Origin of the sequence: Rothia uropygialis, from assembly GCF_004137765.1 — a bacterium.
In the GTDB taxonomy this organism is placed as follows: domain Bacteria; phylum Actinomycetota; class Actinomycetes; order Actinomycetales; family Micrococcaceae; genus Rothia.
Genome location: NZ_NOIS01000001.1, coordinates 263,556 through 281,616, shown reverse-complemented (window position 1 = coordinate 281,616; position 18,061 = coordinate 263,556). Strand labels below are relative to the sequence as shown.

At 61.0% G+C, this 18,061-nt stretch carries 19 protein-coding genes; 8 read left to right on the top strand and 11 right to left on the bottom strand.

Features of this window, described 5'->3' with window-relative positions:
- Positions 1-12: 12 nt before the first annotated feature.
- From EWV35_RS01290 to EWV35_RS01270, 5 genes are all read left to right on the top strand, one after another.
- On the top strand, positions 13-978 hold the full coding sequence (locus tag EWV35_RS01290; protein ID WP_129657449.1) for a 1,4-dihydroxy-2-naphthoyl-CoA synthase: 966 nt from the start codon (positions 13-15) through the stop codon (positions 976-978).
- Between the two features lie 46 nt (positions 979-1,024).
- Complete coding sequence (locus EWV35_RS01285) at positions 1,025-2,236, top strand: AMP-binding protein (RefSeq protein WP_129657447.1); 1,212 nt, start codon at positions 1,025-1,027, stop codon at positions 2,234-2,236.
- Between the two features lie 106 nt (positions 2,237-2,342).
- Entirely contained in the window at positions 2,343-3,218 is an 876-nt protein-coding gene (locus EWV35_RS01280) for a 1,4-dihydroxy-2-naphthoate polyprenyltransferase (protein WP_129657445.1), read from the top strand.
- A gap of 4 nt (positions 3,219-3,222) precedes the next feature.
- Positions 3,223-4,545, top strand: a complete 1,323-nt coding sequence (locus EWV35_RS01275) for an MFS transporter (protein ID WP_202976011.1) — start codon at positions 3,223-3,225, stop codon at positions 4,543-4,545.
- Between the two features lie 522 nt (positions 4,546-5,067).
- Positions 5,068-5,661 (top strand): LysR family transcriptional regulator, encoded by a 594-nt coding sequence (locus tag EWV35_RS01270; protein WP_129657443.1) that lies wholly within the window; start codon positions 5,068-5,070, stop codon positions 5,659-5,661.
- Between the two features lie 355 nt (positions 5,662-6,016).
- Here EWV35_RS01270 and EWV35_RS01265 read toward each other — a convergent pair whose 3' ends face one another.
- Positions 6,017-6,310 carry a DUF4229 domain-containing protein gene (locus EWV35_RS01265; protein WP_129657441.1) on the bottom strand — a complete coding sequence of 98 codons (294 nt, stop codon included), beginning with the start codon at positions 6,308-6,310 and terminating at the stop codon, positions 6,017-6,019.
- 74 nt (positions 6,311-6,384) lie between these two features.
- Between EWV35_RS01265 and EWV35_RS01260 the strand changes: the two genes are divergently transcribed.
- Positions 6,385-6,750, top strand: a complete 366-nt coding sequence (locus EWV35_RS01260; RefSeq protein ID WP_129657439.1) for a PLD nuclease N-terminal domain-containing protein — start codon at positions 6,385-6,387, stop codon at positions 6,748-6,750.
- Between the two features lie 93 nt (positions 6,751-6,843).
- Here the strand turns inward: EWV35_RS01260 and ccsB are convergent, their stop codons facing one another.
- From ccsB to EWV35_RS01210, 10 genes are all read right to left on the bottom strand, one after another.
- Positions 6,844-7,959 carry a c-type cytochrome biogenesis protein CcsB gene (gene ccsB, locus EWV35_RS01255; RefSeq protein ID WP_129657438.1) on the bottom strand — a complete coding sequence of 372 codons (1,116 nt, stop codon included), beginning with the start codon at positions 7,957-7,959 and terminating at the stop codon, positions 6,844-6,846.
- A 79-nt stretch (positions 7,960-8,038) separates the two neighbouring features.
- Positions 8,039-9,664, bottom strand: coding sequence for a cytochrome c biogenesis protein ResB (resB, locus tag EWV35_RS01250; RefSeq protein ID WP_238654005.1), 1,626 nt, complete (start codon positions 9,662-9,664; stop codon positions 8,039-8,041).
- Between the two features lie 60 nt (positions 9,665-9,724).
- Positions 9,725-10,492: a cytochrome c biogenesis CcdA family protein gene (locus tag EWV35_RS01245; RefSeq protein WP_129657434.1), complete on the bottom strand. Its 768-nt coding sequence runs from the start codon at positions 10,490-10,492 to the stop codon at positions 9,725-9,727.
- 8 nt (positions 10,493-10,500) lie between these two features.
- Positions 10,501-11,139: a TlpA family protein disulfide reductase gene (locus EWV35_RS01240; RefSeq protein ID WP_129657432.1), complete on the bottom strand. Its 639-nt coding sequence runs from the start codon at positions 11,137-11,139 to the stop codon at positions 10,501-10,503.
- A gap of 123 nt (positions 11,140-11,262) precedes the next feature.
- Positions 11,263-11,940 carry a histidine phosphatase family protein gene (locus EWV35_RS01235; protein ID WP_129657430.1) on the bottom strand — a complete coding sequence of 226 codons (678 nt, stop codon included), beginning with the start codon at positions 11,938-11,940 and terminating at the stop codon, positions 11,263-11,265.
- A gap of 67 nt (positions 11,941-12,007) precedes the next feature.
- On the bottom strand, positions 12,008-12,313 hold the full coding sequence (locus EWV35_RS01230; protein WP_129657428.1) for a glutaredoxin family protein: 306 nt from the start codon (positions 12,311-12,313) through the stop codon (positions 12,008-12,010).
- 101 nt (positions 12,314-12,414) lie between these two features.
- Positions 12,415-12,513: a 30S ribosomal protein bS22 gene (locus EWV35_RS01225; protein WP_003792170.1), complete on the bottom strand. Its 99-nt coding sequence runs from the start codon at positions 12,511-12,513 to the stop codon at positions 12,415-12,417.
- Positions 12,514-12,694: 181 nt separating this feature from the next.
- On the bottom strand, positions 12,695-13,660 hold the full coding sequence (locus EWV35_RS01220) for a FadR/GntR family transcriptional regulator (protein WP_129657426.1): 966 nt from the start codon (positions 13,658-13,660) through the stop codon (positions 12,695-12,697).
- A 61-nt stretch (positions 13,661-13,721) separates the two neighbouring features.
- Positions 13,722-14,546: an ArsR/SmtB family transcription factor gene (locus EWV35_RS01215; protein WP_129657424.1), complete on the bottom strand. Its 825-nt coding sequence runs from the start codon at positions 14,544-14,546 to the stop codon at positions 13,722-13,724.
- Between the two features lie 96 nt (positions 14,547-14,642).
- Positions 14,643-15,815 (bottom strand): acetoin utilization protein AcuC, encoded by a 1,173-nt coding sequence (locus EWV35_RS01210; protein ID WP_238654003.1) that lies wholly within the window; start codon positions 15,813-15,815, stop codon positions 14,643-14,645.
- A gap of 160 nt (positions 15,816-15,975) precedes the next feature.
- On the opposite strand from EWV35_RS01210, the gene EWV35_RS01205 reads away from it, so the two are divergent.
- A complete protein-coding gene (locus EWV35_RS01205) occupies positions 15,976-17,385 on the top strand; it encodes a TrkH family potassium uptake protein (protein WP_238654001.1) in 1,410 nt (469 codons plus the stop codon).
- Complete coding sequence (locus EWV35_RS01200) at positions 17,378-18,046, top strand: potassium channel family protein (RefSeq protein WP_129359090.1); 669 nt, start codon at positions 17,378-17,380, stop codon at positions 18,044-18,046. The genes EWV35_RS01205 and EWV35_RS01200 overlap by 8 nt, the downstream gene beginning before the upstream one ends.
- Positions 18,047-18,061: the final 15 nt, after the last annotated feature.

Sequence of the window (18,061 nt, the reverse complement as noted above, 5' to 3'; positions counted from 1 at the left end):
AGAATCGCAGAGATGACTACGCCCGAGAACTTCCCAGTGCCCCAGTCCGTATCCGACACCTTCGATCCTCACCGGTGGCGTGCGGTCGAAGGCTTCGACGACTTCCAGGACATCACGTATCACCGTCAGGTCGAGCGGGACGCCTCGGGCCGCGTGGTTCGGGATCTCCCTTGCGTCCGCATCGCCTTCGACCGACCCGAAGTTCGCAATGCTTTCCGACCCGGAACCGTGGACGAGCTGTACCGGGCCCTGGACCACGCACGCATGACCAGTGACGTGGGAACCGTATTGCTGACGGGCAACGGCCCTTCGCCAAAGGACGGCGGCTGGGCCTTCTGCTCGGGCGGTGACCAGCGCATCCGGGGACGCGACGGATACCGTTACGCCGAAGGCGACACCGCCGACTCCATCGACCCGGCCAGAGCGGGGCGTCTCCACATCCTGGAGGTTCAGCGGCTGATTCGCACCATGCCCAAAGTCGTCGTTGCAGTGGTCTCGGGCTGGGCGGCCGGGGGCGGGCACTCTCTCCACGTGGTATGCGATCTGACCATCGCTTCTCGCGAATTCGGCAAGTTCAAACAGACCGATGCAACGGTCGGCTCCTTCGACGCCGGTTACGGTTCGGCCCTTCTGGCTCGCCAGGTCGGTCAGAAGGCTGCGCGCGAAATTTTCTTCCTGGCCAGGGAATACGATGCCCAGCGCATGTACGAGATGGGCGCGGTCAATGAGGTCGTTGCCCACGCCGACTTGGAAGAGACCGCGCTTCGATACGCCGCCGACATTGCGGGCCAATCACCACAAGCGATACGTATGCTGAAATTCGCGTTCAACCTGCCCGACGACGGAATGGTCGGCCAGCAGGTCTTCGCGGGCGAGGCAACCCGCATGGGGTACATGACGGATGAGGCAGTGGAAGGGCGAGACGCCTTCTTGGGCAAGCGTGATCCCGACTGGTCGGCCTTCCCGTACTACTTCTAGCCACGAGGTGCCCCCCCCCGGCGCGCAGGACTAGGCTGGAGGGGTCATGGATTTTTCTTCGCTCTCCCCTGTGCCCTCACCCTCTGCGGTCTCCGATGCCGCTCTCCACCTCGACGGCCCCGGATCCATCGGTCCGGAAGAGTTGTACAGAGGCCTCGGTGCGACCATCACCCGAGAGACCCGAGTCGGTGAAGAGGTCGCCGCGTTGGTCGTCGGCACCTCGGGCTCCACGGGACGCCCCAAAAAGACCGTGCTGAGCGCCCGGGCTCTGCGCTCCTCCGGACTTGCGACCGAAGTGGCCACGAGAACCGATGGTGGGGCCCACTGGTTGCTTGCGCTTCCGGTTCACTACGTGGCCGGGGCACAGGTCGTGGCCCGTTCGATTCTGGCGGGAACACGACCGGTAACGACCGAATCCATAGTTTCCGGAGGCCATTTCACCGCCCGGGACTTCCTCGACGCGGTTGACCGTCTCGGTGCGGGCCGCCGAATGACCTCATTGGTACCCACACAAGTTCATGCTTTGCTCGAAGAGATAGAATCCGGGGCAATCCCGGAAGCAGACGTACTCGAAGCGCTACGCAGTTTTGATGCGATCCTGCTGGGCGGAGCCCCCGCGTCGTCCATGCTCCTGAACCGTTGCGACGAACTGCGGATTCCCCTCGTGCTGACCTACGGCAGCGCGGAGACGGCCGGCGGATGTGTCTACGATTCCCACCCACTGCCCGGAACCCGTATTGCCATCGAGCCCTCCGTAGATCAGAGCGGTGCCGGACGAATCTGGCTGGGTGGACCAACCTTGGCCTCCGGGTACCTGGAGGACAGCGAGCGCACGGCCGAGTCATTCCGTCGTGATCCGGAGGGGGTCTGGTGGTACCGGACCGACGATCTTGGAACGTACAACCCGGAGTCCGGCCTGCGCGTCATGGGTCGAGCGGACGACGTCATGATGACCGGTGGTGTCAAAGTCTCCGCTCGTGCAGTCGCGCGTGTCCTTGAGGACGATCCCGCGGTACGCGAGGCAATAGTCGTCGGGGTGGAGAGCCCCCAATGGGGCCAGGAGATTCGTGCCGCTGTCTCCCGCAGGCCGGGGCATGACCCCGACGCCAAAGAACTGATCGAACTCGTACGTCGACGATTGGGTCCTGCGGCGGCACCCAAGGAAATCGTCATACTGGACCAGTTGCCGCAGGCCAGTACCGGAAAGCCTGACCAAGCAGCGGTCCGGCGACTACTTGAGGGCTCCTCCGTCCAGTAACGATTCTCGCTCGGCTGGCGCGTTCCTGGCTCAGTGAGACAATGAATTGTCATCCCATGCATCCAGCCTGGCGCTTGTGTGCCCGGCTCGTCCGAGAGGAACCATCGTGGCAACCGTTGCACAATGGGTCGAAGGCGCTCGTATGCGCACTCTTCCCCTGGCCGTCGCCCCCGTGATCGCGGGGACCGCAGCCGCGATCGAGCTGAGAGAATTCCGCCCGGTCTGCGCCGTCTTGGCGTTGCTCGTGGCCTTCTTCCTGCAGATCGGCGTCAACTATGCCAATGATTACTCGGACGGCATCAAGGGCACCGACGATGCGCGGGTCGGACCAATGCGCCTGACCGGTTCAGGCGCGGCACCCGCCAACCACGTCAAATTCGCGGCCTTCGGATGTTTCGCCGCAGCCATGATTTCTGGGCTGGCCCTCGTCGTAATCACGGGTCAATGGTGGTTTCTGCTCATCGGGCTGTCGGCGGTCTTTGCCGCGTGGGGGTATACCGGCGGAAAACACCCGTATGGGTATATGGGGTTGGGCGATGTTTTCGTCTTCCTGTACTTCGGGCTCGTCGCGACGATGGGAACGACCTTCGTGCAGGCTTCGCAACTGTCCATGACAGCTGTGGTCGCCTCGGTCTCCATGGGTCTCATAGCCTGTGGTTTGCTGATGGCAAACAATATTCGGGATATTCCCACGGACGCCGAGGCAGGCAAACGTACCCTTGCAGTCCGACTGGGCGATTCCCGGGCACGGCTGGCCTACGCGATCGAACTCGGCTTGGCTTTTGCACTCATGCTCTTCACCATCCCTGAAAACCCGTGGAACCTTTTGGTTCTGCTGGCCATACCCCTAGTCTTGCCCGCCACGCGAACCGTCCTGTCCGCGACGGACATGAAAAAACTGATCCCTGTCCTCAAGCAGACTGGCTTGCTCAGCGTGCTTTTCGCGCTTCTGCTCCTGGTCGCTTCAACCATCGGAGCCTGACTCATTGACCAATACTCCCGAGAATTCTCCTTCGGAACCAAGTGACGGCGCCGACCTGTACGGCTCCGGTGCAATGGCGAGAATGCCTGGTGCTCACCGGGTCACGGCCGCCTGGTGCATCGTCGTCCTGCTGATCGCATCGTGCCTGAGGCCCGCGCTGACCACGGTTGGGCCGGTTCTGACACAGATCGGTGACGACACAGGCTTGGGCTCGGGCGGTTTGGGCCTCATCGGCGCGCTTCCTCTCTTGGCCTTCGCGGTTCTGTCCCCCATCATCTCGATACCGGCACAAAGAGTCGGCATTGAGAGGGTCGTGCTTGTCGCCCTCGTGGTTCTGAGCTTGGGGATTCTTCTGCGGTCAACGCCCGGTATTGCGTGGCTCTGGGTCGGGACCCTACTGGTGGGCGTCGGCATCGCCATAGGCAATGTTCTGGTGCCCGTCATCGTCAAGCGCGATTTTGCGAAGCACGTGTCGCTAATGACGGGACTGTACACGGCGGTTCTGTCGGTGGGTGCTGCTACGGCCTCGGGAATCACTGCTCCCCTGTCACACAGCCTTCCCGGTTCGTGGCGCTCGGCTTTGGCCCTCTGGGCTATCATTCCGGCAGTCTGCGCGGCATGGTGGTTCTACCTGACGCGGAAGGCTCGCAGGAGCGAATACGAGCGCTCGGGTTCGCTGGCCAAGGCGATCACGGGCTCGATACCCGCAGTGCCTTCCGCAGTCGAGCCCAACGCTTCGAGGAAGGTATCGCTCTGGAAGTCTCCCATCGCGTGGCAGGTCACGATGTTCATGGGATTCCAGTCGCTCATCTTCTACACGGCGGCGAATTGGCTCCCGACGGTCGAATCGACGATCGGCATCGGCCCGGCCACCGCAGGCTTCCATCTCTTCTTGCTGCAGCTCCTCGGGATCCTGGGCAATTTGAGCGTGAGCTTCCTGGCCGAACGCGGCGCGTCGCAGAGCTGGCTCGCGATGGTTCTCGCGGCATTCCTCATCGTCGCTTTGGCCGGAGCACTCGTTGCCCCTCAAGCGGCAGCGTTGTGGGCCAGCTTCATCGGCATCGGCTGCGGCGGCAGCTTCTCACTGTCCCTGGCCATGATCGGCCTCCGGACCAGCAGCTACGCCCAGACCATGAAACTCTCCGGAATGGCCCAGTGCTTGGGTTATCTGATGGCCGCTCTCGGTCCGTTGCTTGCGGGTTGGTTCGCCGAAGCCTTGGGCGGGTGGGAGGTCGTCCTGGTGATCCTATTGGTACTTATGGTCGTTCATTTCATCGCAGGGGCATTGGCCGGGCGCAACCGCAAGATCGGTACCGTCAAGAAATAACGCACGGGGCACCGGGACGTGTGCCGGTCGCTGACCGACGAACCTTGCGGCCCCGGTATTCTCTCGGGACTGTCACCTCCAATACGGGTTCTCTTCTGCACACGGTAGGGCCTCGCTCGAATCCATGGGACGTGGCTCCCCCGGTGGGGACAACCCGCCCGGCAGCAAACACAGACCACGCCATACGCTCGCGCAGGCACCCGGTAATCCCAGCTTTCTCAGGGGAATTCTCTCGTTGCGTTCAATGACGATCCAGCCGCATAAGAAGGCAACGACCAGGGCAAGAAGTACGAGAATCGCCGACACCCCCGGCGAGAATCAGTAATGCGATGAGCTGATCCATGATGGCCCTTGATTCTTCTCACAACGTTTGTCGGTATCAGCTTCCGATGTCCGCGCTCGGTGGACCATAGTCAATTCCCGCACAATCATTCGGATGGCCCGAACCATGACGCCCCGGCCAGCATACGGTCTCTTACAGTAAGGACCGTCCAACCGTTCGCGAGCACCTGGAGCATACAGATGAGCCTGTCGCCCGATCTCCACCGGCTGGGCCCATTTCTAACCGTGCTCGACTCAGGCTCCGTCACCCTGCCAGCCCGGAATCTGGGGTTCGCCCCGCCAACCGTGAGCGAGCAAATGCGTATTCTGAGCCGTGAAGCGGGAGGTGAGCTGTTTCGGCGAGACGGAACAGGCATTGTCGCGACCGAACTCGCACGGGTCCTGGAACCACATGCGCGGGCTCTGCTCGACCGTTTCACCCGAGCCAACGCCGAGCTCCGGGTTCATCACCAGCAGGCCACCTCGAGAGTCAGCGTCGAGTTCACATCCAGCGTGGGAAGCTCAATACTGAGCCCAGCTGCTGCGGCGTTTTCCCGGATTCATCCCGAGGTGAAGCTCGAACTCACTCTGCAGACGGGTGCTCTCGCGTCTGCGGACAAGGTTCGCCACGGAGAATTGGATCTGTCCTTCTCATTCGTCCGGTTAGAAGACCTTGGCCCCGGACTTGCCGCGCAGGAGGTTTTGTTTGATCCTTTTGTTGCGGTGGTTCCCGCGGACGATCCTTTGGCGGAAAGAAATGACGTCACCCTCGAAGAGCTCGGTTGCAGACCGTAGATAAGTCATGACCATCCGCTCGGCTCGTGCTCCCAAGGCCTCGTCGAACAGTGCCAACGCGCGGGCTTCGAGCTTCCCTACGAGATCGCAACCGACACGTTCGAAAACGGCCCTGGACCTCGTCGGCGCCGGACTCGGTATCGCGGTCATCCTGCCCTTGCGCTGGCCCGGCCGCGCGAGGACGTCCAACACATCATGATCAGAAGGAGCCATTCCGAGACCCAAGTCCCGGGACGTTGCATGGTGATCCTCCATCGGCCCGATGCGTCTCAGCACGCCATGGAATTACATGATCTACTGCTGCGCACGGGGCAAGAGTTCCTTACTGACCGGCATTATCTCTGAGGGCAGAAGTTCAGACGTCTCTGTCTTCCTGGCGGAGCCGCTCGTCGACGTACTGGTCCTCAACCTCGACGTCCTCGTCCCCAACCGTCTTCTTCGTGCGCTTGCCACGAATCTTCTTCCAGAACCGGCCGAAATCGCGACTGGCCGCATTATGAAGCTTGGGGAAGGCCAAATAGGACACGGCAAAGGCAATCAGAATTGCAAACACCCCGGCCAGGACCACACCGGTCTTCAGGAAAAGGCAGACCACGAAGACCACGGTCATCATACCGAAGCGAAGCAGGGTGTAGTACAAGAAATTCACGGTGTATAACTCTACTCTCCGGACCTGAAGGTCCGCTCGGTGTCACATGGTCCAGCCGCCGGTAAGCTGTATTCATGCGAGCAGTTCTGATCATCGTCGCGGCAGCCGTTGTCCTCGGCATGACCATTTACGCCCTTTTGGATATCTCCCGCACGGAGAAGCACCATATCGTGGCTTTGCCCAAGCCCATATGGTTCGTGATCGCGCTGGTGTTTCCGGTCCTTGGGCCCGGCCTCTGGTTGATATTCGGCTACAGACGGCGGCATCCGACACGCGGTGAGGGCCCGGCGCCCTCGGGCCCACGCCCTGGAGCCGCCCCGGATGACGACGAGGCCTACCTCCGATTCCTTGACCAGCAGACCGAGCGGCGCAAACGCGATGAAGACCGGCGCCGCCGTGAGCAAGGTCGCGAACAGGACGGCAACGAGGGCACCGGCTGAGACGGGTCCCTTACACATTCAAAAATAGCGCTGCGTGAAAAAGACCCCACAGTGGACGGTCTTTTTCACGCAGCACTGTTTTACGGACGGGTTCTACAGCCCCGAGTAGGAGTGCAACCCGTTGAAGACCACATTGACCGCAGTGAAGTTGAAAATAATGCACCCATAGCCGATGATCGACAGCCACGCAGAACGCGGGCCTGTCCAGCCACGGGTCGCACGCGCGTGCAGGTAAGCCGCGTAGACCACCCAGATGACGAACGTCCATACTTCCTTGGTGTCCCAGCCCCAGTAACGACCCCAGGCTTTGTTGGCCCAGATCGCACCCATCGCCAAAGTGAACGTCCACATCACGAAGCCCACGGTGTTGAGTCGGAAGGCAAAGTTCTCCAGGGCCTGAGAAGAGGGAACGAGGCGCATGAATCCGAGCCCGGTCTTCTCCCCTTCGATCAGTTTGCGTTCGCGCCGGGACTGGATGAGCTGGAGCACGGCCATGGCGAAGGTAATCGTGAACACTCCCGAAGCCATGACTGCAACAGACACGTGGATGACGAGCCAATAGGATTGGAGAGCAGGCTTGAGGTGCCCGACCGGTGTGGGGAAGCCGATGGTTGCCGCAACCATCATGATCAACGCGAGACCCGTAACCAGCGAACCGATAAAGCGAAGGTCACGGAAAATCAAGGCAATCAGGAAAACGATCGAGACCACGAGCGCGCCGGTGGTACAGAATTCGTACATATTTCCCCACGGCACGCGACCTGCCGCCAGGCCGCGCGTCACGACACCCACGACGTGGATCACACAGCCGATGATCATCACGGCCACCGCAACGTTTGCGGCTGGGCGACGCTCGCCCGTGTAGGTCATGGAATCGTCGGCGACGTGGGAACTCAACTTGGCCCGCGTCTGGGCGTTGTAGGCACGTCCGCGGCTTCCGCCACCGCCGCCTTCGATGAGAGCCGTCGAGACACCGGATTTGGAACCGGTACCCGATGGCACCGCCCCACTCGCGGTTGCACCCACGCCGGCTCCGGCCATGACCGGTGCCTCCTCAGGGGCTCGTAACGCCGCCGCCTCCGCCTTGCGTGTGGCCCTCGAGTGGGACGCCAGGTCCCATGTGAAGGCCACGAAAGACACCAGATAGGTCACCGCGGCCAGGAGCATGAACGTCTCGCTCCACTGGCCCAGGTTCTCGTTGATGGTCATGCTTCCCTTTCTGGGCCGGTATGTCGTGCCGAGCGCCGATACGGGTGCTCGCGCGGTTGTTCGGCCCGATGCGAGAAAATTACCCCTCGCTGAATTCTAGTCCCCATTCCTGGGCGAAAATCTCCGTCAATTTGTCGGCTTCTGATGCGAGCCTCGGGTCTTCACCGCGCGCCAGGAGTCCGTATTCGACGACGACGGCTTTGCTTCCGTCGTCGAGCTGTGTCTCATGGGCCTTGACCCACAGGCGGCGCCTTGCCACGAACAACGAGATGATCAGACCGCTGAAGGCCAAGAGGAACGACACCAGGACCACGGGCTTGCCCGGGTCGTAGTGGATGTCCAGTCCCGCATAGCGTTTGACGCCTTCGAATTCGATGCTGCCCTTTCCATCGGGAAGATCGAATTTGTTGTTGTCCTCGGTCAACACGATGCCACCGTGCTCCGACTTCATCGAGTTGAGCTCGTTCAATTTGTTCGTGTCGAGCACGTAGACGTTCTGCGGGTCGCCTTTGTCCAGTCCCAAGTCGCCGGAGTACGAGGACAGGACGAGCGCGGGATTCGCCGGAGCGGCGTCGGCAGAATACGGCATCTGACCTGATTGGATGACGGCGGTGGGCAGGAACATGCCCACGAATCCGAGTTGGTCGGGACCGGCGTCGGGAACCTTGAGGACCATGGACGAGGTGAAGACCTTGTCCGTGGGCAACGTGACCACTGGGCCTTCGTATGCGACCTCGCCGTTTCCACCGGTGACCTTGACGACCGGAGCGTATCCGTTGCCCGAGAGGTAAACGTTGTTGCCGTCGATATTGAGCGGCTCATTGACCTTGAGGGATTCCTTTTTCGCTTCCGCGTTCGGGCTGTCCTTGACGGTCATCTGGGCGTCGTAGCTGAGGTCCTGTCCGTAGGTCGACGATGTCTTGTCGCGGTCGTAGGTCACGTTCAATTTGTCCAACGAGACCGAGAAATTGCGGAGCCAGTCCGGGTTGTAGTTGGTTCCGGGTTTGAACGAGTCGTAGCTGATCAAGGTGTTCACATGGGAATCTCCCTCGGTCACGATCTTCTGCCCGCTGTAACCGAACTGGCCACCAATGGCGACGCCGACCAGGACGCCGATCATCGCGGCGTGAAAGATAAGGTTTCCGATTTCCCGGACGTAGCCCCGCTCGGCCCCGACGCTCGGGTAGGACCCATCCTCCCGAATTTCCGTGCGGTAGTGGCGCTTGCGAAGGATTTTGTTGGCCGTGCGAACCGCGGTGTCGGCGGTGAGTCCGCCTTCGACGGAGTCGACCGGGATCGTCAGAACACGGTGTTGAGGCAGTCGTTTCAGATTGCGTGGGGTTCTAGGCGGCTTCGCCCCATAGGCTTTGGCGTGCTTGATCGCGCGAGGTATTACGCACCCGATCAGCGAAATGAACAAAAGAATATAGATTGCCGAGAACCAAGCCGAGGAGAAGACGTCGAAGAGCTGGAGTTTCTCCGCGATGGGCCCCCACGTCTTGTGCGAATCCATGTACTCCTGGACCTTCTGAGGGTCCTGGATGTTCTGCGGGAACATTGATCCGGGCACCGCCGCAACCGCAAGCAGCAGCAAGAGGAACAACGCAGTGTTCATCTTGGTCAGCTGGGTCCACGCCCACCTGAGCATGCCAATGGGCCCCAGTACCGGAGCGTCTTTCTTGGCTGCCTTCTTCTTTTTACTCATGCCATCCATTTTCGGTAGCGGGTTTCTGCCGTAGTGAACTCGGGCCCTTCCCGAGTCCGCTCACACCGGGAGCTCATATCCGGGACTGGTTGCCTGGAGCCAGGACATCATGTCGGCCCACAAACCGGTCGCCATGAGCACCCCGACGACGACGAGCGCAAGGCCGCCGATCACCTGCAACGACCGGCGGTGCCGTTTCAGGAAGTCGAACATGTCCGCCGACTTCCGGAAGCCAAGGGCGATGACCAGGAACGGGATCCCGAGGCCCAGACAATACGACAGCGTGAGGCCGATGGCCTTCAGGCTGTTCGGACCTTCGATGAAGACCAGGGCCTGAACGGCCGCAAAGGTCGGCCCGATGCAGGGCGCCCAACCGAGTCCGAAGGTGATCCCGAGGATCGGGGCACCCCACAGCCCGGCAGGGGGTTTGGTATGAATTTTCCGGTCCCTCTGGAACCACGAGAAACCGCCCATAAAGACGATCCCCAGGACGATGACCATGAGCCCCAGAATCACCTGGATCCACGTTTGTCCGCGTAGCCACGGGGCCGCTCCCAGCTGCGCCAGGACCACTGACATCAGCACAAACACGGCGGAGAATCCCAGGATGAACAGCGCGGTTCCGGCGAACATGCGTCCGCGACGTTTCCGTTGCAGGTCGGTCCCGGTCAGGCCCGTGACGTAGGCCAGGTAGCCCGGAACCAGGGGAAGTACGCAGGGCGAGGCGAAAGAGATCAGTCCGGCGAGTGCGGCCAGCGGGATGGAGGCCCAGAGGGACCCCTCCAGCACGACGGAGCCAAAGGACGAGGATTCGGCGGCTAAATCCAATGCTCAACCTAAGAGTTCTTCGAGGACGAGGAGTCTTTTCCGTCGACCTGGTCCTGGAGCAAAGTACGGACCACGGATTCGTCGATCTGTCCGAGCACCCGGGCAGCGACTCGGCCCCGCGAGTCCAGGATGAGAGTCGTCGGAACGGCTTGCGCCGGAACGTACTGGGACAAAGCCATCAGAACGCCGCCCGAGCGGTCCTCCACCGACTGGTACTTCACTCCGAAATTGCGTTCAAAAGCTTCGGCAGTGCCTTGCTCGTCGCGCAGGTTGATGCCGTAGAAATTGGCCTTGTCACCGAACTGGTCGAACAATTTCTGCAGATGAGGCGCCTCGGCCCGGCAGGGCGCGCATCCGGCGTACCAAAAGTTCAGCAGACTCGGTTTGCCGGTCAGGTCCGAGCCTTTGAGGGTGGTGCCGCCGAAGAGCTTGCCTTCGAAGTCCACGGGATCGCCACGGTCCGCTTCTTTGAATTCCGTGACCGAACCATCGCCCGAAACATATCCCTTGCCGTCGGCCGAATTCGCTTGGTTCGCCAGATCGGAGTTGTCGTTGTTCGAACACGCGGTCAGGGCGGCCAGCCCAAGCACCGAGGCTGCCGACAGCAGGCCCCGGCGAGTCAGCGGGTTGGGATGAGAACTGGACATGGTGACTCTCTGAAAGATTGAGCGATGTTGTTATCGGCTCCGACCAACAGATCTGCCGGTCGGGCTCTGGACAGTTCGGACCTGCGCAAATTCACGCGACGAAGTACAAGTCCAACCGTTAGATTATGATCCGGGAAGCTGAACGACCCCTGAATACAGCTCCGAAGCCGGTTCGCAATACGCGATGCTCGGACGCCGCCCGACGCCGATGTCGTCGAAGGTGAAGGAGGTCAGAGAGGCGAGATTGCACTGTCGCGTTCGGGGGTCATGAGGCAGCATTCGTCCCTCAACGCTGGACCTTGCCATCCAGATGGGAAGCTGATGCGAAACGATGACCGCTTCCGCGCCGTCTCCTCCTCGGGCGACGGCTTGGACTGCGGCATCCTTCACCGCTGCGGACATCCGCTCAACTTGTTCCCGATACGGTTCTCCCCACGAGGGCCGCAGCGGATTCAACAATTTCGGCCAGTGTCGGGGGTTACGTATCAGTTCGGACTTGTTGACGTGCAGGCCCTCGAAATAATTTCCGGCTTCGATGACCCGCTCCTCCGGATGGATCGGCAGACCGAGCTTCTCCGAGATCGGGCGCGCCGTCTCCTGCGTCCGAGTCAAGGGTGACGCCGCCAAGTAAACGATCTCGGCACCGTTCTCGGCCCTGCGCGCGAGTTCGCGAGCCGCCAGTTCCGCCATGGCGCGGCCGGTTTCGGACAAGTGGAATTCCGGGAGGCAACCGTAGACGATGCGGTCCGGGTTGTGAACTTCACCGTGCCTCAATAGGTGAACAGTTGCGCTAGCACTCATGTCTTCAGTCTTGCAGATCCGGCATCCGGCGGCCATTCGATTGCGGGTTTGTGGAAGGAGCTTTCCCTCATATGTCTTCCGGATCGGATCCGGCAATCAGCCCGCGGAGAATGCGGTCAAGGCGCCGCTTGTCCACGCGCCAGAAATCACGCGGAATCCCGTTGACCCTGACAACAGGGATGTCCTGTGCATGTTGTTTGAGAAGATCCAAGTGCTCCTCGACGTTGATCTGCGTCCATTCGATGCCGAGCGGCTCGGTCACTTCCGTGAGGTCGGATTTCGCCGCCTCGCAAAGATGGCATCCAGGGCTCGTGAGGAGTTCAACCGAGATTTCCCGGGCGGCCTGCGCGGCGTCGTCGTGTTCTGCGGACATACGGTGACCTCCAGTCGTGTCGATGGGAGTGCCCGGATATGCATTCGGCCGCCCCTCACGCTATGGAGGTGGCGGCCGAAGATGCTGGGCACAAAAAGTGTCTACTTCTTGTTGCGGCGCTGGTGGCGGGTCTTGCGAAGCAGCTTACGGTGCTTCTTCTTCGCCATGCGCTTGCGGCGCTTCTTAATAACTGAACCCATAGGATCCCTACCTTGATAGTCGTACATCGATGGCAGACACGCTCAAGCGCGGCAAAGCCACCGGATGGCGTCCTTGTCCCCCGTACCGAGGACGGCGGAGGCTTGCGGTCAAAACGTTCGCTCACAAAGTTTCGTGCGGGCAAAGACAAGCCCAATTATGCGAAAACGTTCCTCCCATACCCTACAAGGTCGAGTCAAATTTCTTCGAATCGTCCGAACGCCTGCCGTTGACCGTCGGAGGACTAGAGGAGGAGCCTTCGTTCTGTCCGTTATTCTCGACCGGTTCCATGGAATTCAAGGTTTCCGCGACCGTCGGAGCGGTATCGGGCATATCCACGTCCCGTTCCTTGGTGTCCGCGACACTGTGCGCCAAAGTCGAAGAAGGCTCTAAAGGATGCACTTCCCCGTCTTCACCGGTCTCCGGCTGAACGAAAACTGAGCCCGAAGACCTTTGCTTACGGTCCGGGTCCACACCGGCCTCGAGGTAATGCCCCTCGATGTGTTCGGCGACCATTCGCGCGGCGAGTTCGTTGTCGCCCGCCTCGATTGCTGCGTAGATCGCCCGATGTTCCGCACACAGCCGTGTGGCGGTCGTCGACCACAACGGAACGTAGCCCACGAGCGACAACGTGTACTCGTAAATCGAGTCCCTCAACGAGGTGATGAGACCTGTTACCAACGAATTGCCGGCCAACCGGGTCAGTGCGACGTGAAAGGAGACTTCGAGATGATGAAAGTCCTTGAGCGACAGATCGTCTCGGGCCATCTCGTCCATGATCTTGACGAGTTCCCGCATTGCCGGGTGTTCTCGGTCCGCCCGGCGAAGGGCCCACGTCTCGAGTAGTACCCGAGTGTGAACGATGTCCCGCAAGGGGTATTCGGCCGTAGCCATGTGAAGTTTGAGGGCAGGACCTGCGCTTGCGGCGGGTTCACGAACCAGCTGAGCAATCATCTGGTGTCTCTTGCCTTCGTAAAGCCGGACGATGCCCATCGATTCGAGATTTTTCAGCGCCTCGTGCGTCGCGTTGCGGGAGGCCCCGACGGCATCAGAAATTCTGCGTTCGCTCGGCAGCTCTTGCCCAAGGACAAGGTTCCCGTCGAACAGCTCGTTCTCCAGCCATTGGAGGATCTTACGGTCGGTAGCCATGCGGTGATGAGTCTTTCACTGTCGTCAACGATGAGGTTCCAGGACGGAGAGGTCACCCCTCCTATCGCCCACGCTTTCTAGCAAACAGATTAGCCAAAAAACCTGATTGTTTGTTCTCTACGGCCACGTGTTGAGCGCTCGAGACCCCTTTGGTGCGGCGCACTTCGGGATCCAGGGGCTCCCACCTCGTGGATTGCGTCGGGTCCTCCGTTTCCTTCTCCGATGAGGGTTCGCCCCCGGGCAGTTCCGCGGTCGTCTCCTCGGTCTCGTGGTTGATAACGGCCGGTGCCAGGTCCGAAGTGAACTCCTCGATGTCGTCGCCGCCCGCGGGCTGAGCACTCCCACTCAGCGGCGCAAGAGGGGTAAAGACAACCCCGTGGCGCTTCCCGACAGCCGCAGGCTTTGCGGCCTCATGGGCGTCCACGGAGTCGGGTTCCGCCGGGGTGGCTTGCGAAGAAGTTCTTACGGGATCGAGGTCACGGTATTCCGGCACCTCGGAAGAAACATTCTCCGGTGCCTGCACTTCGGGATCTTCGGTGAGGGTCGATTCGGCGGTCGGCCCGGTGGCTTCGGTGCTGTGTTCTTCTTCTGTAGGTGCCTTGGTCTCCGGCCGCACGGCGTCGACCCCTTCAGCGATCAGCTCCTCGGTCCATTCGCAAAGGTCCCGAAGCGGCTCGGGGTTCAGCGAGTAAAGCCTCCTCTGCCCTTGCGCCTTCATCGTCACCAAACCCGCCTCCCGAAGGACTTTGAGGTGCTTCGACACGGTCGGTTGGCTCACACCCAGTTCCGTGACGACGTCGTTGACCGGGTGCGGCCCATTCTTCACGACTGTCAGAATCCGCCGGCGGGTAGGGTCTGCTACCACAGCAAACACGTCATTGCTCATGCCTCCACCATAACGGTGTATGCCCTATGACGTATGCATACACGCCCGCTTCGGTCGATTGCGAACTCTTGAGTCGGTTCGGGGACAGCCGATTCCTCAGTCAAACCAAGGGTCCAGTCCCCAGATCGGGAAGACTTCCTTGCGGGTCGCCATGACCGATCTGTCGAGGACATCGGCCGGGTCGAACCCGATCTCCCACGAACGCCACCAGATGTCAGCCTCGTCACCCATCATATGGGCCGCACGGACGCCGTACTTCCCCGTGATGTAGGACCGCCAGCTCTCCGGAGTAGGCGTCGTGGTCTCAACCGGATGATTGGCCACGATCCCGATCAGGTGCGCCCAAGCCCGGGGCACGGCGTCGAGGCAGTTGTATCCGCCGCCGCCGGTTGCGATCCACCGGTCTTCGCAGAGCTCATTCGCCAGGTCGGCAATCGACAAGGCCGCTTCACGCTGGGCATCGACGCTCAACCTCATATGCGTCATGTCGTCCTTGAAATGCGAATCGCAGCCGTGTTGCGACACGATGATTTCGGGGTCGAAAGCGCGTGCCAGCTGGGGCACGATCGCATGGAAAGCTCGCAGCCAGTCGGCATCGGCCACAGTCGTCGGCAGGGCCACGTTGACCGCGCTTCCCGTCGCCGGGCCGTCGGCCCCGATCTCTGCGGCGAAGCCCGTACCCGGGAACAGGGACATCCCAGTTTCATGCAGCGAGATGGTCAGCACGCGCGGGTCGTCCCAAAAGATGCTCTGGGTCCCGTCCCCGTGGTGCGCATCCACGTCGATGTAGAGAACACGCTGGACGCCGTGGTCCAGCAGGTACTGAATTCCCACGGCACAGTCGTTGTACACGCAGAACCCGCTCGCGTGATCACGGTGCGCGTGGTGCATTCCGCCGCCGAAATTGACGGCGCGCGTGACCTCTTGGGCCATCACCGCCGACGCCGACCGCAGCGTCCCGCCCACGAGCCTGGCCGCGGCCTCGTGGACGCCCGAGAACCCGGGCGTTTCTTCTCCGTCGAGCCCGCTCCCCGGAACCTTGAGAGCCGGGTCCGCGCTGACTGCCTTGACCGTGTCCACATACTCACGCGAGTGAGCAGTCAACAGTGCGGCGTCATCGGCGATCTCGGGTTTTTCGATGTGAAGATGAGGGAGGTCGAAAAGTCCCAGATCCTGGGCCAATCGCGCGGTCGCATCGAGGCGACAGGGGTTCATGGGATGATAATCGCCGAAGAAATACGAGATCATGGCGGGATCCCACGTCACCATCGCCGTCGGGTCCGCTCCTTGCCCACTTTCCTGAAAGTTTGTAAGTGACGTCACAAGGATATTGTGGCACGGGAGCAGGCACGTCACGTACTCGAGCCGGCCAGATATCATGCCTACCGCTACGCTAGGTAGGGTCAAACATTCGTCGTCAGGAGTTCGCGTGCTGAGCAAGGACACGACCCTGACCGCGGAGCCTCGCCGGCCCGTGGATCAGGTGAAAGACCTGGTCAACCGAATCTTCGGGACCACGCCCGCACGGATTTCGATCACGTTGTTCTTCCTCGTGATCGTGTTGTGCTCGCTTCTGCTCATGTTGCCCGTCTCGAGCACATCCGGCCATCCCCCGGCCCTGGAGCAGGCAACGTTCACGGCGACGTCAGCAGTCACGGTCACGGGCCTGACGACTCTCACGACCTCGTCCCAGTGGACCCTGTTCGGGCAGTTCGTCATTCTTCTCGGCGTTCAGATCGGCGGTTTGGGCACGCTCACCATGACGTCTTTGCTGTCGATGGCGCTGGGACGCAAGTTGGGTCTGCGCACGAAGCTATTTGCCCAAGAGGGACTCAGCATTACGAGCAAGCAAGGGAAGCTCGGAGAGGTCGGATCTCTCCTGCGCACCGTGGTCCTGACGTCGGCCAGCATCGAGGCGACGATTGCCGCCATCCTGACTCTGAGGCTGATGACCCTCGGGGAAAACCTTCAGCAGGCTCTGTGGCACGGAATCTTCTACGGTATTTCCTCGTTCAACAACGCCGGTTTCACACCGCACACAGATGGCCTCGTACCCTACGGCAACGACTGGTGGATTCTTCTTCCGCTCTGCGCGGGCGTCTGGGTCGGATCCCTCGGATTCCCCGTGATCCTCGTCGTCAGGATGTTCGGCCTGCGGTTGAGACACTGGAACCTCAATGCTCGCATCACGGTCTTCGGATCCCTGTTGCTCGTCGTCTTCGGGTCGATTCTCTGGGGTGCTTCGGAGTGGAACAACCGGGACACCATTGGCAACGAAGGCGTCGGCGAACGCCTCCTTCACTCGTTCTTTGCCTCGGTCATGACGCGTTCGGGCGGATTCAACCTCGTCGACATGGACCAGACGCACTCGATCACCAAACTCCTCAGCGACCTGTTGATGTTCGTCGGAGGCGGGTCGGGTTCGACCGCAGGCGGCGTCAAGATCACCACAATGGCCGTCATTTTCATCGCGATCGTCGCCGAAGCACGAGGAGACCAGCATGTGATCGCCTTCCGTCGCACTATTCCCGATACGGTTCTGCGTATTGCCATTTCGGTGGTCATGATGAGCGCGACGATCGTCATGCTCGGCACGGCGGCCCTGATGCTGATCTCGGATCATCCGCTGGACGAGATCCTCTTCGAGGTCATCTCTGCCTACGCAACATGCGGTCTGTCCGTAGGATTGTCCTCGGAGTTACCGGCCGCGGGATTGTACGTTCTGTCCATCCTGATGTTCATCGGCCGTCTCGGAACCATTACCGTGGCCACGGGTTTGGCGCTGAGGACTCGCAGCCGTCTGTACAAGTATCCGGAAGAGAGGCCCATCATTGGCTGATCGTTCACCTCACAACGCCCCGGTTCTGGTCATCGGGCTGGGACGTTTCGGCGCCGCTACGGCGCAGCAGCTCAGGCGTCAGAACAAAGAGGTTCTGGCCATCGAGCGGGACCCGGATATGGTCCAGCGCTGGTCCGGACTTCTTACCCACGTGATCCAGGCGGACGCCTCGGACATCGATGCTCTGCGTCAGGTCGGAGCCGGCGACTTCACCTCGGCCGTCGTGGGTGTAGGAACCTCGATCGAGTCGAGCGTTCTCATTACTGCGAACCTGGTGGACCTCGGTATAGAAAGAATCTGGGCCAAGGCCATCACCCCGGCTCACGGCAAGATCCTCTCCCGGATCGGAGCCCACTACGTGATTTTCCCCGAAGCCGACGCGGGTCGGCGTACCGCACACCTCGTGTCCGGCCGCTTGCTGGATTACATCGAATTCGACGACGATTTCGCGATCGTCAAAATGTACCCACCCAAGGAAACCCACGGATTCACGCTCCAGGAATCGGATGTCCGGAACCGTTACGGGGTGACCATTGTCGGCGTGAAATCGCCCGGCGAGGAATTCACGTATGCGACGGCACGCACCAAAGTCACATCGCGAGATGTGCTGATCGTCTCGGGCCAAGTCGATTTGATCGAACGCTTCGCGGCTCGCCCTTAGCTTCCCGTTCGATCC

What these genes read in the sequence shown, in the direction of transcription:
- EWV35_RS01290 (WP_129657449.1), top strand. Translation starts at nt 13, where the DNA reads ATGACTACGCCCGAGAACTTCCCAGTGCCCCAGTCCGTATCCGACACC.
- EWV35_RS01285 (WP_129657447.1), top strand. Translation starts at nt 1,025, where the DNA reads ATGGATTTTTCTTCGCTCTCCCCTGTGCCCTCACCCTCTGCGGTCTCC.
- EWV35_RS01270 (WP_129657443.1), top strand. Translation starts at nt 5,068, where the DNA reads ATGAGCCTGTCGCCCGATCTCCACCGGCTGGGCCCATTTCTAACCGTG.
- EWV35_RS01260 (WP_129657439.1), top strand. Translation starts at nt 6,385, where the DNA reads ATGCGAGCAGTTCTGATCATCGTCGCGGCAGCCGTTGTCCTCGGCATG.
- ccsB (WP_129657438.1), bottom strand. Translation starts at nt 7,959, where the DNA reads ATGACCATCAACGAGAACCTGGGCCAGTGGAGCGAGACGTTCATGCTC.
- resB (WP_238654005.1), bottom strand. Translation starts at nt 9,664, where the DNA reads ATGAGTAAAAAGAAGAAGGCAGCCAAGAAAGACGCTCCGGTACTGGGG.
- EWV35_RS01240 (WP_129657432.1), bottom strand. Translation starts at nt 11,139, where the DNA reads ATGTCCAGTTCTCATCCCAACCCGCTGACTCGCCGGGGCCTGCTGTCG.
- EWV35_RS01235 (WP_129657430.1), bottom strand. Translation starts at nt 11,940, where the DNA reads ATGAGTGCTAGCGCAACTGTTCACCTATTGAGGCACGGTGAAGTTCAC.
- EWV35_RS01230 (WP_129657428.1), bottom strand. Translation starts at nt 12,313, where the DNA reads ATGTCCGCAGAACACGACGACGCCGCGCAGGCCGCCCGGGAAATCTCG.
- EWV35_RS01225 (WP_003792170.1), bottom strand. Translation starts at nt 12,513, where the DNA reads ATGGGTTCAGTTATTAAGAAGCGCCGCAAGCGCATGGCGAAGAAGAAG.
- EWV35_RS01220 (WP_129657426.1), bottom strand. Translation starts at nt 13,660, where the DNA reads ATGGCTACCGACCGTAAGATCCTCCAATGGCTGGAGAACGAGCTGTTC.
- EWV35_RS01215 (WP_129657424.1), bottom strand. Translation starts at nt 14,546, where the DNA reads ATGAGCAATGACGTGTTTGCTGTGGTAGCAGACCCTACCCGCCGGCGG.
- EWV35_RS01210 (WP_238654003.1), bottom strand. Translation starts at nt 15,815, where the DNA reads ATGGTGACGTGGGATCCCGCCATGATCTCGTATTTCTTCGGCGATTAT.